The following is a 15,897-nucleotide window of genomic DNA, read 5'->3' as shown; positions in this document are numbered from 1 at the left end:
CCCGATTTCATTTTACCTTTGTAACTTTGCGAATTAATCCAAGAATGATGAAATTCAGAATATTATATGTTTTTTTAGCGGTTGGTTTTTTTGTTTCGTGCCAGAATGAAGATGCGCAACAATTGGCTGCAGCCAAAGACGCGAAGAAAAAAGAACTGATTTTTGCGAACATCGAAAAAGGCTGGAATTTCTCAAATCCGCCAATTAGCCAGAAAAGTCTGGAACTGGTTCGAAACTGGGAAGAACTGCGTTTATTCGCAACCGAATTATACCAGAAACCCAAAAGTTCCATCGGTGCATTCCAGAAAAAAGCCAAAGAATTGTCTAAAAAAGCAATGGCTTTAAACAACAATATTCCGCCGGAATTCAACAAACCTGAAATTAAAGCGCGCATTGCGGTATTGATCACAAAAGTAAATTCGATCAATTTATTTGTGAATATCCAGGAAATTCCAGATCAAAAAGTAGTGACTTTGGTTTCTGACATCAATACGGAAATGGCATCATTGTACAGGCAAATGGACGAAATTGTCCGCAAAAAAGAAATCCCAAAAGAAGAAGGTGAAGCCGATATGATCCGAATGCTTGACACAGCAAGAGCCATCCCGAATACACCAAAACCATAATTTTTTATCTTAAATTGAGTAAATCAAACCTGTTTCATACGTACGACCAATCGCCGAAAGTGAGGCAAATTGGCGAAAGCCTGCAGCCCGGCCATAAAATCCATGTGCCCGGACTTGTCGGTTCTTCATTGTCTTTTGTCGTGCAATCCCTTTTTAAAAATACTGAAAATCCGTTTTTAGTTGTCCTGAACGACAAGGAAGAAGCGGCTTATTACCTGAATGATCTTGAACAGATGATTGGTGAGCAGGATGTGCTTTTTTATCCGGGTTCGTATCGCCGTCCGTACCAAATTGAAGATACGGATAATGCCAATGTTTTGCTTCGCGCAGAAGTTTTGAACCGCATCAATTCCCGTAAAAAACCTGCGATTATTGTGAGTTATCCCGAAGCGCTTTTTGAAAAAGTCGTGACACGGAAAGAACTTGAAAAAAACACTTTAAAGGTTTCTGTGGGCGATCAGATTTCGATCGATTTCATTAACGAAGTGTTGTTCGAATACGAATTCAAACGTGTTGATTTTATTACCGAACCTGGAGAATTTTCGGTTCGTGGCGGAATCATTGATGTATTTTCATTTTCGAATGACAATCCGTACCGAATTGAATTCTTCGGAAATGAAGTCGAAAGCATCCGAAGCTTTGATGTCGAAACGCAATTGTCGATCGAAAAGCAGAAAAAAATCACGATCATCCCGAATGTGGAGAATAAATTCTTTCAGGAACATCGGGAAAGTTTTCTGGATTACATTAGTCCGGCGACGACTTTATTCTTCCAGAATTCCGATTTGCTTTTTTCAAAACTCGATAAATTATTCGAAAAAGCAACTGAGATTTACGACAATTTAAATGCGACAGTCAGTCATGTCGAACCTGAAAAATTGTTTTTAAACCAAAAAGAATTCATTCGCAAAGCACTCGATTTTTCGATTGTAGAATTGGCTTCACGCCCAACATTCAAAACTACAAAAACATTTGAATTTTACATTCAGCCGCAGCCTTCGTTCAACAAACAGTTTGATTTGTTGCTGAACAACCTCAGCGAAAACCATTTCAACGGTTATAAAAATTACCTGTTCTGTTCGAACGAAGCACAGGCAAAACGTTTCCACGATATTTTTGAAACGCTTGATGAAGCGAATCATGAAAGCATCCGAAAATCCTATCACACTTTGGTTTTCCCACTGTATCAGGGTTTTGTAGATGAAGAAAATCAAATCGCCTGTTACACCGACCACCAGATTTTTGAGCGTTACCACAAATTTAGCATCAAAAACGGCTATTCGAAAAAGCAGACGATCACTTTAAAAGAGCTCAATACGCTTTCGGTGGGCGGTTATGTGACGCACATCGATCACGGCATCGGGAAGTTTGGCGGATTGCAGAAAATTCAGGTCGAAGGCAAAACGCAGGAAGCGATCAAGCTCGTTTATGCAGACAACGACATCGTTTACGTCAGCATCCATTCGCTGCATAAAATCTCAAAATACAACGGAAAAGACGGCACACCGCCCAAAATATACAAACTCGGATCGAACGCCTGGAAGGTTTTAAAACAAAAAACCAAAGCACGCGTCAAGCACATTGCATTCAATTTAATTCAGCTTTATGCCAAAAGAAGGCTTGAAAAAGGCTTTCAATTCGCGCCAGACAGTTATCTGCAGAATGAACTCGAAAGTTCGTTTATTTATGAAGATACGCCAGATCAGATTAAAGCAACGGCCGAAGTTAAAGCCGATATGGAAAGCGACCGCCCGATGGATCGATTGGTTTGTGGCGATGTTGGTTTCGGAAAGACAGAAGTCGCAATCCGTGCGGCATTTAAAGCCGTTGACAACAGCAAACAGGTAGCGATTTTAGTTCCGACGACGATTTTAGCGTATCAGCATTTCCGGACTTTTTCAGAACGTTTGAAAGAAATGCCTGTGACTGTTGGCTATCTGAATCGTTTTAGAACAGCCAAACAAAAATCGGATACTTTAAAACAATTGGAAGAAGGCAAACTTGATATTCTCATTGGCACACACCAATTGGTCAACAAAAACGTGAAGTTTAAAAACCTTGGATTGTTGATTGTTGATGAAGAGCAGAAATTCGGCGTCAATGTAAAAGACAAATTAAAAACGATTGCTGCAAATGTAGATACGCTGACTTTAACGGCAACGCCCATTCCGAGAACATTGCAATTTTCACTAATGGCCGCACGCGATTTATCGGTAATTACTACGCCGCCGCCAAACCGTTATCCGATCGAAACCAATGTTGTCGCGTTTAATGAAGAACTGATCCGTGATGCAGTTTCGTATGAAATCCAGAGAAATGGCCAGGTTTTTTTCATCAACAACCGCATTGAAAACATCAAGGAAATTGCCGGAATGATCCAGCGATTGGTTCCCGATGCACGCGTCGGGATTGGCCACGGCCAGATGGAAGGCGCAAAATTAGAAGAACTGATGCTGGCTTTTATGAATGGCGAATTTGATGTTCTGGTCGCGACCACAATCATTGAAAGCGGACTCGATGTTCCAAATGCCAACACGATTTTCATTAACAATGCGAATAATTTCGGACTTTCCGATTTGCACCAGATGCGTGGCCGCGTAGGGCGAAGCAATAAAAAAGCATTCTGTTATTTCATTTGCCCGCCGTATTCGATGATGACTGATGATGCGCGGAAAAGGATTCAGGCGCTCGAACAATTCAGCGAACTCGGGAGTGGTTTTAACATCGCAATGAAAGACCTTGAAATTCGCGGTGCTGGAGATTTACTCGGTGGCGAACAAAGCGGTTTCATCAATGAGATTGGTTTTGAAACCTATCAGAAAATCATGAATGAAGCGATTGAAGAACTGAAGGAAAACGAATTTAAGGATTTGTATTCTGAAGATGAAAACAACAGTGCGCCGAAAGAATATGTGAAGGAAATCCAGATTGATTCTGATTTTGAACTGCTGTTCCCGGATGATTACATCAACAATGTTTCAGAACGTTTGGTGTTGTATAATGAATTAGCGTTGATCAAAAACGAAGACGAACTGACCAATTATGAAAGCAAGCTGATCGACCGTTTCGGATTGTTGCCAAAACCGGCTTTGGCTTTATTGAACAGCATCCGCATTAAATGGATCGCGCTGCAATTCGGGATTGAAAAACTCGTGATGAAGCAAGGCAAGATGATCGCTTATTTTGTGTCTGACCAGCAATCGGATTATTATACTTCGAAGCAATTTCATAAAGTGCTGCAATTTGTCCAGAAAAATCCGACACTTTGCAAAATGAAAGAAAAACAAACGCCAAATGGCTTGCGCCTTTTACTGACATTTGAAAATGTAAAATCGATTACAAAAGCACTGCACATGATGCAAATGCTGGAAGAATAAAATTGAAATCCATAAAAAAACCACTCCGTTAAGAGTGGTTTTTTTATTTACTATCTATCAGAAATTAATTCTTCTGGATTTTGAAATTGACTTCTTTTTCATTGAATTTCAATTTAAAGAAATACGTTCCGACGGCATAAGCCGACATGTCAACTTTAGCATTCAATCCGTTGATCTTATTGTTGTAGAGCATTTGCCCGGCAAGATTGTAGACCGCCAATTCGCTCATAGCAGTTGTTGAAACAATGTTTAACGAACCATTTGTCGGGTTTGGATAATACGTAAAGTCGATGTTTTGAGCAAAATCTTCTGTTGCCAATCGTTGCTCACAGGCAACATTCGCGACATATCCGTCATCAACAACGCCACCGTCAGAATAGAATTTTAACGTCAACGAACCGTCTGCAGCGGTTGACGTGAAACTTCCAGGATTTTGAGAACCCGTAAATCCGCCGTTGCTCAGGTCATTTGCCGAAGTAGAATTTCCGTCATACAAATACAAATAATCAAAATCGTTTTCGAGCGAAAATGCTGTAAACGTCAATTTGATTTTTTTTGCAGGAAGGTTTGGAATAATTGTTCTTACGTAAGATTGGTCATCCTGATAATTTCCTGAAGCGCCTCCGGTATCAGTCATTACAATTCCGTTGCAATAGGCAGCGCTTGTCAGGAACAAAGCTTCGCTTGACGGTGCGGTAAAAGTAGCGCCGCAATCCGGGCTGATCCTTGCTCTGTAAAAAGTATTTGGCAACAAATCGGCAACATTAAAAGTTGCAGAATTTACCGTTGTCCAGTTGTCTGTAGGGCTGTTAAACGGGATAATGCTCAATTGCCAAGAAGTTGTCGAGGCATTGGTTTCACTCCAGTTTACGGTTGCTGTCGAACTTGTAACATTTGAAACCGTTACAGAACAAACCGTATTGATACACGTATTATTACAATTTGGCCCAAGACAACCTGCATTGTTCACGTTGCTTAAAATACGAGCGGCTGGTTGTGGCCCGAATCCGTTTGAAAGTTTAATCCCAACATTGTTAAGCAAGTGGCAATAACTCATGATGGTTCCTTTTTCTGTAATTGATGGAATTGGCCCTTGTTCGCAATTTCCTTCCACATAGCCAACTGAAGATCCGCAACCGTCAATTGCAGTATTATTGCCATTCCACCAGCAGCCGTGTGTGTGTTGCGATCCCATTAAATGCCCAAACTCATGGGTAGTGGCTTCAATAGTCCATGAAAAAACAGGTACTGTGGCAAATTCGAAATTTACATCTGTATAGCTGAAATTGCTTTGTGTACAAAATCCGTTTATGCCAACAGCAACACCGCCAAGTCCGCCCGGATCAATTCCGAGCAATTGTCCCAAATCGCCATCAAAAACACAGGTATTGTTGTGAAATTGAAACAGATAATCGCTTGAGTCTGATCCGCTGTAAGGATCTTCTGTTGTCCAGATATAAACCGATTTCAACGAAATGGAAATTCCATCATTTGAATACAACGTCTGGATATTATTGAAAACAGCCGTCGCCCAGTTGTTTGTCGTCGTGGTATTGCTGTCATTTCTTTCGTATAAATCGTGGTCGATCTCAAGAAAAATAGTAACACATTTAGCGCTTAATGTTCCCTGTGTTTTTGTTTCAACTGAAATTTCTTTTGAGCTTTCCTCTTTAGTCGCGCAATTAAAAGTATTGGCCACTTTTAGATTCGAGTCAGAATAGATGATGTAATCTAAAGTATTGCCTTTTTTTACAAGTTTTCCAATGACAAGATTGTTGATTCCATCTGCAGAAACAACGCCATTTACCTCATCATTAAACAAGCTGAAAGACACTACAGAATCAGCATCGCCTTTTACAATTCCCCTGTAATAAATACCGGGATTGTATGAAACCGCTTTGTTCTCGTTGGTGTCCAAATGGAAACCTTCAGCGAAAATATTAACTTGATACAGCTGAACTGTAATATTCCTGCCCTGATATGGCAGTAGAAGTTCGATGTTTTCGTATTTGTGTAACATTGCTTCAGCCAGGACCGTAGTATTTAATTTTGCGTAAGTCGCATTTTCAACTACTTTTTTTATTTCTTCATTCTCGATTGCCGTAGCGGTCGAAAACAATGAAAGCTGTTGAAAGCTTGCATTATTTGAAATCAGATCGTTGACTTTTTTAGCCACATTTCTCTGGGCAAAAATACCAATGCTCACAAACAGCACAACAATAGTAATGATTCTCTTCATATTTTAGATTTTTAGCAATATTTTTCCCAAATGTAATTAATATTTCGATGCTGCAACTTTCCAAATGTTAAACTGTTATCTTTTAAAAATGGAAAAAAGCATTTTCAAGATGTTCTATTGAGAAGCCTTTTTCTGTTTTGCTGATTGCTATGATGTCAAAGCGGACTTCCACGTCCAAATCATTGGAAATCACATATTCGTTTACGGCTTTTACGAGCAATTGGATTTTTTTTGGTTTGACAAAATCCTGCGGAAGCCCAAATGCTACTGAAGAGCGTGTTTTGACTTCAATTGCAGCAAGGAAATTATTTTTTTTTGCAATAATGTCGATTTCTGCTTTTTGGAATACCCAATTGGTTACGCGGATTTCATAACCATTTTTCTGAAGGAATTCAACAGCTAATGCTTCTCCGAGTTTTCCTAGTTCGTTATGTTCAGCCATGATCCGGGCTATTAATTATTCGAATTTCACCAACGCTTCTTTGTCATTCACATCGATCGAAACAGTTTTTCCCAATATCAATGCGCGGTTGTCTTTAATGTGTCCGGCTGGAAAATTATAAATGATCGGAAATTTATAATCCTTTAAAACATCCTGGATGATTTCAAGCGCATTTTTTCCCCACGGAATGTCGTTGTCGTTCATTTCAGTCATCCCGCCGACGACGAGCGCTTTGAGTCCGTCAAAATAACCGTTGCGTTTCAGGTTCATCATCATGCGGTCGATGTGGTACAGATATTCATCAAGATCTTCAATAAACAGGATCTTTCCTTTGTAATCGACTTCCGATTTTGAACCGAGAATGCTGTACAGAACCGATAAATTCCCACCTACGATTTCGCCAGTCGCTTTTCCGTTTTTATTGAATGGCGAAACTTCAATATGGTATTCCAGTTTTTCCCCGAACAGCGATTTCCTAAACGTTTCAATCGCTTGCGGACTTGCGGTTTTTGCGCTTGCGGCCATGATCGCATGCAGGGTTTCGATGCCCATATTGTTGATGTGACTGTGTAAAACAGTGACATCGCTAAAGCCAATGATCCATTTTGGCTTCTTTTTGAAATTCGTAAAATCGATGCGGTCGATGATGCGAACGGTTCCGTAACCGCCTTTTGCCGCCCAGATCGCTTTGATTTTCGGGTTGTCTAGCATTTCCTGGAAGTCAGTGGCACGCTGCCAGTCTGGACCGGCGAGCTGGTGGTCTTCTTTTCCGATTGTTTTCCCGATGATAACATGCAAGCCCCAACTCTCGAGCAGTTTTATGGCGGGTTGCAAATTGATTAAATCTATTTTTCGGGCTGTGGCCAATATGCCGATGGTGTCGCCTTTCTGGAGGAATTCGGGTGTGATCATTTTTCTTTGTGCTTGTGAGGTTTGGAATATGAAAAGTCCGAGAATTACAGAAAGAATAAGTTTTTTTGGATTTTTCATTGGATGGAAATCGGTTGTGGCAAATATAAAATAATTAATAATGAATAATTAACAATGGTTTGATTGTCTGAAAATTTAATGTAATAATGGACAATAGCTTGATGATCGATAAATTCCGGACTAATGGATAATGGCGTCGTTGTTGAAACTTCCGCCCTAGCCCTGATAGAAGCGGCATCCTTTTTTGCCTCGGATTTTCATTCTTCCGAAGACCGATGCTGTGGCAAAAAAGATATAGCGGACAGCAGGAAATAGCTCCTGAAAAAATTAATAATCAATAGCTAACAATTAATAATTTTTAGCAATTGCTTTTTTGAAGCCTGCAACTTTCGACTTTGCTCCCGAAGCTTCGGGATTGCAACTTAATTTCTGTATTTTTGCAGTCAATTTTAATTGCAATATGTTACAAAATCCAAAAAGATATACGATTACGGCGGCATTGCCTTATACGAACGGGCCGATCCACATTGGCCATTTGGCGGGCGTTTACGTGCCTTCGGACATTTACTCAAGATATTTACGCCTTCTGGGCAAAGACGTGGCGTTTATATGCGGAAGCGATGAGCACGGCGTTGCGATTTCGATGAAAGCCAAGAAAGAAGGCATTACACCGCAGGAAGTCATTGATAAATATGACGGAATTATCCGGAAATCTTTTCTGGATTTCGGAATTTCGTTTGACAATTATTCGCGCACTTCTTCGCAAATCCACCATGATACGGCTTCGGAATTTTTCAGGAAGTTGTATAATGACGGGAAATTCATTGAAGAAGTGACCGAACAATTGTATGATGCGAAAGCGAACCAGTTTCTGGCCGACCGTTTTGTTGTTGGAACCTGTCCGAAATGTGGCAATGAAGAAGCTTATGGTGACCAATGTGAGCGTTGCGGATCGACTTTAAACGCAACGGATTTGATCAATCCCAAGTCAACCATTACAGGCGATACGCCAGTTTTGAAATCAACGAAACACTGGTTTTTGCCATTGGATCAATATGATGCTTTCCTGAAAGAATGGATTTTGAAAGACCATGCGAAAGACTGGAAAACGAATGTTTTGGGTCAGGTAAAATCGTGGCTTGACGACGGTTTGAAACCCAGAGCCGTGACCAGAGATTTGGACTGGGGAATTCCGGTTCCTGTGGAAGGTGCAGTAGGAAAAGTGCTTTATGTTTGGTTTGATGCGCCAATTGGGTACATTTCATCTACAAAAGAATGGGCAAAACGCGAGGGAAAAGACTGGGAACCGTATTGGAAAAGCGCCGATACGAAACTGGTTCATTTCATTGGAAAAGACAACATCGTCTTTCATTGCGTGATTTTTCCTGCGATGTTGAAAGCGGAAGGTTCTTATATTTTGCCAGACAATGTTCCGGCAAATGAATTTTTGAATTTGGAAGGCAACAAACTTTCCACTTCTAAAAACTGGGCGGTTTGGCTGCATGAATATTTGGAAGATTTCCCGGATAAGCAGGATGTTTTGCGTTATGCACTGACATCTAATGCGCCGGAAACAAAAGATAATGATTTTACGTGGAAGGATTTTCAGGCGAGAAACAACAACGAACTTGTTGCTGTTTTTGGAAATTTCATCAATCGTGTGGTCGTTTTGACCAATAAATATTATGACGGACTTGTTCCGGAGCCGGAAGCATTTTCAGAAGTAGATGTTCAGACACTTTCTGAAATGCATGCTTATCCTGCCGTGATCTCAAGTTCTGTGGAGCGTTACCGTTTTAGGGAAGCTTTGGTCGAATTGATGAATCTGGCACGTCTTGGAAACAAATACCTTGCAGATGAAGAGCCTTGGAAATTAATCAAGGAAAATCCGGAACGCGTTAAAACGCAAATGTATATCGCTTTGCAGATTGCGACGGCACTTGCTATTTTATCTGAACCTTTTTTGCCTTTTACTTCTGCGAAACTTAAAAAAATGCTTAACGTGCATCCAAGTCCGGAAGCTGTGATTGACTGGCTTGAAGTTTCAAAAGCGGAGCAGATTTTAGCTCCGGGAACAAAAATTGGCGTAGCCGAATTGCTGTTTGCCAAAATTGAAGACGAAGAAATCCAAAGGCAAATCGATAAACTTGAAGCGACTAAAACAGCAAATAAAGCTGAAAATAAAAAAGCCGAACCTCAAAAAGACCTGATCCAATTTGAAGATTTTGCAAAAATGGATTTGCGCACCGGAACAATCATCGAAGCTGAAAAAATGCCGAAAGCAAACAAGCTTTTGGTTTTAAAAGTTGACACCGGAATTGACATTCGCACCATTGTTTCAGGCATTGCAGAAAGTTTTTCGCCTGAAGGAATCATCGGACAAAAAGTGACCGTTCTAGTCAATCTGGCTCCGAGAAATTTGCGCGGCGTAGAAAGCCAGGGCATGATCCTGATGGCTGCAAATGCGGCAGGAAAACTCGTATTTGTAAATCCGGATGCTGAAGTTCCAAATGGGGAAACGATCAATTAAATTTCACTCGCAATTGCGTTTAAAAATTATATTATGCAGGTTAAAGTAATCGCGTTCGATGCCGATGATACCCTTTGGGTCAACGAGCCGTATTTTCAGGAAACAGAGGAAAAATTTTGTGAATTGCTGTTGCCTTATTTGTCAAGACATACCCTTTCGCAGGAACTTTTCAAGACAGAAATCGGGAATTTAAAATTGTATGGATACGGCATTAAAGGCTACATTCTTTCAATGATTGAAGCGGCTTTAAAGATTTCCAACAATACGATCAGCAATGAAACCATTGCAAAGATTATTCAGTATGGCAAAGAACTGCTTGAAAAACCGATCGAATTGCTCGATGGTGTGGAAGACACTCTAGAAACTCTGAAAAAAAATTATAAACTCGTTGTTGCTACCAAAGGCGATTTATTGGATCAACGCAGAAAACTGCACAATTCAGGTCTTGGAAAATATTTCCACCACATTGAAGTCATGTCTGACAAGCAGGATGTTGATTATTCCGATTTGGTCAAACGCCTTGACATTCATCCTTCAGAATTTTTAATGATTGGAAATTCGTTAAAATCGGATGTGCTTCCAGTGCTTGGCATTGGCGGGCACGCAATTCACATCCCGTTTCACACAACCTGGGCTCATGAGCGGATTGATCATAAAGTGGAACACGAAAACTTTAAAAATTTCGAAAAAATTACCGACATTTTATCACTGTTTCAACAATGAAAACGCTTTTAAACCTTGACAGTTGGCCACGAAAGGAGCATTTTAATTTCTTCCGGAAATTTGATGACCCTTTCTTTGGTGTTGTTGTCGAAATTGATTGTACCAAAGCTTATGAATTTTCAAAAGCAGATGGCATTTCATTTTTTACTTATTACCTGCATAAAACTTTAATTGCCATAAACACTATCGAAGCCTTTCGTTACCGCATAGACAATGAGCAGGTGTTTATTTATGACAGGGTCGACGTATCGGCGACGATAAGCCGCGAAGATGGTTCGTTTGGTTTTTCTCTGATAGAATTCAATTCTGATTTTAATGTGTTCCGAAATTCAGCGATCACAGAAATAGAACGCGTTAAAAATACATCCGGACTTTTCACACGAAGCTTCGAACAGGATAATCTGATTCACTTTTCGGCGATTCCCTGGGTAAATTTTACTTCCCTTTCCCACGCACGGAGTTTTACATTTCCGGACAGTTGCCCGAAAATATCTTTTGGCAAAATGATGGTTTCGAAAACCGGTAAGCGCACTATGGCTATGTCGGTACATGTGCACCATGGTTTAATGGATGGCTTTCATGTGGGACAATTTGTGAATTGTTTTCAGGAAGAAATGAACAGCTAATTAGAAAATGTACGTCCAGTTTTGTCCGTCGCTAATAATTATAATCGTTTTTAAATTTCCATTAGCAGGCAAATTTAAAGGTGCGGCGGTCGTCACTATAGCATCTTTGGCATAAAATCCTCCTCCGAAACTATACAATTGCGCAGTTACTGTCGTAGAAATATTCCTCAAAATATAAATCCTTCCCGGAACATTGGTTGCATTCGGCAAAATAAATTCCGGACTTCCCGAAAGCGGCGTCAATGAAATATAAACGCCATCAGAAATTTGAGTGGCACTTCCTCCTGGCCCACCGTTTAATGCAGTTGGAACTCCAATCGTTTTTAAAGATAAATTTCCGTTAATATCCAACGTGCTTAAAGGTGTTGGGGTATTAATTCCAACCTGCGCTTCAGAAACTTGAAAGCCCAGAAAAAACATCATAACAACCATTGCCTTTTTAAAATAATTCATGCCTTTTTGTAAATGATAAGGCTTTAAAAGTAAATCAATTGCATTTATAAATTAACATTTGTTTGTCAATTAGGCACGCGAAAACGTTTTCGTGTTGAAAACTTAGCTTTTTTATACCGTCTTTTAAACTAAACCCGTAAGATTAAAGCGCCTTTTTCGCTAACTCGAAAATGATTATTTGCCTAATAACAGCAATTCGTTGACGACAATTTCGGTGACATACCGCTTTTCTTTATTCTTATCCTCGTAGCTTCTATGCACCAATTTGCCTTCAATGGCGACTTCTTTTCCCTTGGTCACGTACTTCTCGATAATTTCGGCAGCTTTTCCCCAGGCAACAACATAATGCCATTGTGTTTCGGTAATTTTTTCTCCCTGGTCATTCTTATAAGTTTCGTTTGTTGCGATTGTGAATTTTGCTCCTTTTTTTCCAGATTCCAGATTGATGATTTCAGGGTCATTTCCAAGGTGCCCAATTAGTTGTACTTTGTTTCTTAATGCATTCATGGCTTATAAATTTTAATATTAATGAAATTTTGCTTGTGTCGAATCAACAGGGCAAAGATGTGGCAAGTATTGAAAAACAATCGGTTGTAAAGCGTTTATTTTCGTTTGTAGTTGATTGTAATCGTTTGCAATTGGAAATTTAATTCCTATATTTGACTGAGTATACGCCATTAAAAACAATAAATATCTGCCATTATGACAAAGTTATGCCCGGAATGCGGAGAAAAAATCATCGGCCGCGAAGACAAAAAATTCTGCAGTGACGGCTGCCGAAACGCATTCAACAACAAAATCAATAAAGACAGTACGAATTTCATGCGAAACGTCAACAACAAGCTCCGCAAGAATTACCGCATCCTGTCTGAAATAAACACCGAAGGAAAATCAAAAACAACTAAAAATAAACTCATCAATAAGGGTTTCGATTTTGATTATTTTACCAATATCCTGCAAACCAAAACCGGAAATACCTATCATTTTCTGTACGATCAAGGTTATTTATCCCTTGAAAATGACTTTTACATGCTCGTAAAAAAGGACGTTTAGCCCCAAACAATCCGTTTCATGAAAAAAAAATATACCGCTCTTTTATCAATCCTGTTCATTTCAGCCGTTCTAAGCTGGGTTTATTTCACAATTATGCCGCAATGGCTTCCCGCTGACGAGCCGTTATTGTCAGATTTTTCAACCAAAAGAGCACTCGAATATGTAAAAGCAATTTCGGAAAAACCACATTACATCGGTTCAGAAAACCATAAAAATGTGGCTTCATCCATTGAAAAAGAACTCCAAAAATTAGGGCTTGAAACCAAAATCGAAGAAGGAACCACGCTTTCAGATTGGGGTAATCTGGTCAAATCTAAAAATATCCTTGCCCGGATCAAAGGATCAAACAACTCAAAAGCCTTGCTGTTGCTTTCACATTACGACAGTGCTCCGCATTCCTATTCGCATGGCGCAGGCGATGATGCGACCGGAATTGCAACCATTCTTGAAAGCGTTCGTGCTTTTATCCACAACAAAACACCGCATAAAAACGACATCCTCATTCTTTTTTCTGATGCTGAAGAACTCGGTTTAAACGGTGCCGCTTTGTTTGTTACGCAAAGCAAATGGGCAAAAGATGTTGGGCTTGCCGTTAATTTTGAAGCGCGCGGCACTTCGGGCCCGGCATATATGTTTATGGAAGTCAATGGCGGAAATGCTAAAATGGTCAAAGAATTTTCTGCTGCAAACCCAAAATATCCAGCTTCTAATTCACTCATGTATAGCATTTACAAAATGCTTCCAAACGATACCGATCTGACCGTTTTTCGCGAGCAGGGAAAAATTCAGGGCTTTAATTTCGCTTTCATTGATGATCATTTTAATTACCATACGGCGCAGGATGATTTGGCGCATTTGAGTCCGAAAACTGTCGAACATCAAGGCAGTTATCTGATGCCGCTTTTAAAATATTTTTCAAATTCCGATTTGAACAACCTGAATTCAGACCAGGATTACATTTATTTCAACACCCCTTTTTATTTTGTAAGCTATCCGTTTTCATGGGTTTTCCCCATGCTGATCGTGAGTTTATTACTATTGCTGTTCTTCATTTTTATCGGGATTGGCAAACGCACATTGGCTGTAGCCGAAATCGGAAAAGGATTTATTCCGCTTTTCGGATCATTGATCGTTTCTGGTTGCGTCGCTTTTTTCGGATGGAAATTACTGCTCGAAATTTATCCACAGTACAAAGACATCCAACAGGGATTTACGTATAATGGACATTATTATATAGGTGCGTTCCTCTTTTTGAGCCTCGCGGTTTCGTTTTTGTTTTACGTCCGATCAAGAACCGAGAACCTCACATTAAACCATTCAATTGCGCCGATAATTTTATGGATTTTACTAAATCTTGGCATTGCCTGTTATTTGCCCGGAGCCGGATTTTTTATTATTCCGGTTTTCTGTTCGGTTCTAATGCTGGGCTGGTTTGTAGTCACGCAAAAGACAAATCCGATATTCAATTTAATTATGAGCATTCCGGCATTGGTCATTTATGTACCTTATATGATCATGTTCCCAATCGGCCTTGGATTAAAAATCCTTGCAGGAAGCGCCGTTTTAACCGTGCTCGTTTTTTCGTTGCTTTTACCAATTTTGGGTTTGTTTTCAAAGAAAGGGCTTTGGGCGATTTTATTTTTCGGATGTGCAATTGCCTGTTTCGTAATGGCGCATTTAAACTCAAATTATGAACTCGGAAAAGCCAAACCAAACAGCCTCGATTATATTTATGATGCCGACAAAGACAAAGCATACTGGGCGAGTTATGACAAATCGCTTGACGAATGGACGAAAATTTATCTTGCCGATAATTCGGTAAATCCTTTATTTTTGAATGTTAATCCGCTTTTCAGCAAATACAACTCTGAGTTTACGTTTGCTGCTACAGCTTTAGTTCGCGATCTTGAAGAACCACAAATTGATTTCTTAAAAGATTCGATCATTGGAAAATACCGCTACTTAAAAATCCGCATCACGCCAAATAGAAAAGTCAACCGCTACGATATTTTTGCCAATGATAATATGGTTTTCCACAACATGAAAGCCAACGGCGCTGAGCCTTTAGGGCAAAAAGGATCACTTTATTTAAGAAAAAACAGGAAAATCATCAGTTATTATGTGGTTGACAACCAACCTTTGGAACTGCAATTCATGATTCCGTCAAAAACGATTTTAGACATGGAACTGATGGAATCCTCATTTGATTTAATGAATAACCCCGCTTACAGCATGGAAAAACGCAAATCCTGGATGATGCCGATGCCTTTTGTACTCACCGATGCCGTCGTGATCAAAAAGAAAATCACACCAACGGCAAAACAGGTTATTCCAGTAGTCGTTCAGAAAACTTTCTCGCTCCAGAATACAATAACCAACGACACCATCCCCGATCCCGAAGCTGAAAATTAAAATTTATAGGCCAAAAAAAAATATATAAACGCCAAACCATCCATTATGCATAACGATCATTTACAATCGCGGATCCACAGCATCCGATACCAAAAAGTCATGCTCGACTTTGACTTAGCCACGCTTTACGAAATTGAAACCAAAGTATTAAATCAGGCTGTAAAGCGGCATATTAAAAGATTTCCATCCGATTTTATGTTCCGATTATCGAGCGAAAAATGGAATGTTATCCGGTCACAATTTGTGACCGCATCACAAAACAAGCGGAATATAAATTTCATGTCTTTCGCTTTCACCGAACAAGGAATCGCAATGCTCAGCGGCATCTTAAATTCTGATGTTGCGATCAACGTCAATATCGCGATCATGCGTACTTTTGTAATGATCCGGAATTTGCCTTGCAGCACAAAGATTTTACAGACAAATTACTGGAACTCGAAAACAAATACGACAAGCAGTTCAACGATGTTTACGAAGCGCTGAATT

At 39.9% G+C, this 15,897-nt stretch carries 13 protein-coding genes; 8 read left to right on the top strand and 5 right to left on the bottom strand.

What is annotated here, in order from left to right:
* Nucleotides 1-44 precede the first annotated feature (44 nt).
* Nucleotides 45-626 (top strand): hypothetical protein, encoded by a 582-nt coding sequence (locus BLS32_RS04135; RefSeq protein ID WP_245699314.1) that lies wholly within the window; start codon nucleotides 45-47, stop codon nucleotides 624-626.
* Between the two features lie 59 nt (nucleotides 627-685).
* A complete protein-coding gene (mfd, locus tag BLS32_RS04130; RefSeq protein ID WP_371860017.1) occupies nucleotides 686-4,003 on the top strand; it encodes a transcription-repair coupling factor in 3,318 nt (1,105 codons plus the stop codon).
* Between the two features lie 64 nt (nucleotides 4,004-4,067).
* Here the strand turns inward: mfd and BLS32_RS04125 are convergent, their stop codons facing one another.
* The 3 genes from BLS32_RS04125 to BLS32_RS04115 all read right to left on the bottom strand — a co-directional run bounded on the left by BLS32_RS04125 (nucleotide 4,068) and on the right by BLS32_RS04115 (nucleotide 7,674).
* A complete protein-coding gene (locus BLS32_RS04125) occupies nucleotides 4,068-6,242 on the bottom strand; it encodes a M12 family metallo-peptidase (RefSeq protein ID WP_091392124.1) in 2,175 nt (724 codons plus the stop codon).
* An 82-nt stretch (nucleotides 6,243-6,324) separates the two neighbouring features.
* Nucleotides 6,325-6,684, bottom strand: a complete 360-nt coding sequence (locus BLS32_RS04120; protein WP_091392122.1) for a YraN family protein — start codon at nucleotides 6,682-6,684, stop codon at nucleotides 6,325-6,327.
* 15 nt (nucleotides 6,685-6,699) lie between these two features.
* Nucleotides 6,700-7,674: a S66 peptidase family protein gene (locus tag BLS32_RS04115; protein ID WP_307725604.1), complete on the bottom strand. Its 975-nt coding sequence runs from the start codon at nucleotides 7,672-7,674 to the stop codon at nucleotides 6,700-6,702.
* A 400-nt stretch (nucleotides 7,675-8,074) separates the two neighbouring features.
* On the opposite strand from BLS32_RS04115, the gene metG reads away from it, so the two are divergent.
* Genes metG through BLS32_RS04100 form a run of 3 tightly spaced genes read left to right on the top strand, consistent with a single transcriptional unit; the run spans nucleotide 8,075 to nucleotide 11,493 of the window.
* On the top strand, nucleotides 8,075-10,144 hold the full coding sequence (metG, locus tag BLS32_RS04110) for a methionine--tRNA ligase (protein ID WP_091392121.1): 2,070 nt from the start codon (nucleotides 8,075-8,077) through the stop codon (nucleotides 10,142-10,144).
* 33 nt (nucleotides 10,145-10,177) lie between these two features.
* A complete protein-coding gene (locus BLS32_RS04105; RefSeq protein WP_091392119.1) occupies nucleotides 10,178-10,867 on the top strand; it encodes an HAD family hydrolase in 690 nt (229 codons plus the stop codon).
* The gene (locus BLS32_RS04100; RefSeq protein ID WP_091392117.1) at nucleotides 10,864-11,493 is read left to right on the top strand and encodes a chloramphenicol acetyltransferase; all 630 of its coding nucleotides are present in this window, start codon (nucleotides 10,864-10,866) and stop codon (nucleotides 11,491-11,493) included. The genes BLS32_RS04105 and BLS32_RS04100 overlap by 4 nt, the downstream gene beginning before the upstream one ends.
* Here the strand turns inward: BLS32_RS04100 and BLS32_RS04095 are convergent, their stop codons facing one another.
* Entirely contained in the window at nucleotides 11,494-11,946 is a 453-nt protein-coding gene (locus BLS32_RS04095) for a hypothetical protein (RefSeq protein WP_091392116.1), read from the bottom strand.
* Nucleotides 11,947-12,120: 174 nt separating this feature from the next.
* Nucleotides 12,121-12,453, bottom strand: a complete 333-nt coding sequence (locus BLS32_RS04090) for a single-stranded DNA-binding protein (RefSeq protein WP_091392114.1) — start codon at nucleotides 12,451-12,453, stop codon at nucleotides 12,121-12,123.
* Nucleotides 12,454-12,648: 195 nt separating this feature from the next.
* Between BLS32_RS04090 and BLS32_RS04085 the strand changes: the two genes are divergently transcribed.
* The 3 genes from BLS32_RS04085 to BLS32_RS04075 are packed head-to-tail and all read left to right on the top strand — an operon-like array spanning nucleotide 12,649 to nucleotide 15,894.
* The gene (locus BLS32_RS04085; RefSeq protein WP_091392112.1) at nucleotides 12,649-12,999 is read left to right on the top strand and encodes a DNA gyrase inhibitor YacG; all 351 of its coding nucleotides are present in this window, start codon (nucleotides 12,649-12,651) and stop codon (nucleotides 12,997-12,999) included.
* 18 nt (nucleotides 13,000-13,017) lie between these two features.
* Entirely contained in the window at nucleotides 13,018-15,411 is a 2,394-nt protein-coding gene (locus BLS32_RS04080; protein WP_245699313.1) for a M28 family peptidase, read from the top strand.
* A 45-nt stretch (nucleotides 15,412-15,456) separates the two neighbouring features.
* Nucleotides 15,457-15,894, top strand: a complete 438-nt coding sequence (locus BLS32_RS04075; RefSeq protein WP_091392110.1) for an ORF6N domain-containing protein — start codon at nucleotides 15,457-15,459, stop codon at nucleotides 15,892-15,894.
* Nucleotides 15,895-15,897: the final 3 nt, after the last annotated feature.

This window comes from Flavobacterium noncentrifugens (genome assembly GCF_900100375.1).
GTDB classification, from domain to species: domain Bacteria; phylum Bacteroidota; class Bacteroidia; order Flavobacteriales; family Flavobacteriaceae; genus Flavobacterium; species Flavobacterium noncentrifugens.
This window is presented reverse-complemented; position numbering and strand designations above follow the sequence as displayed.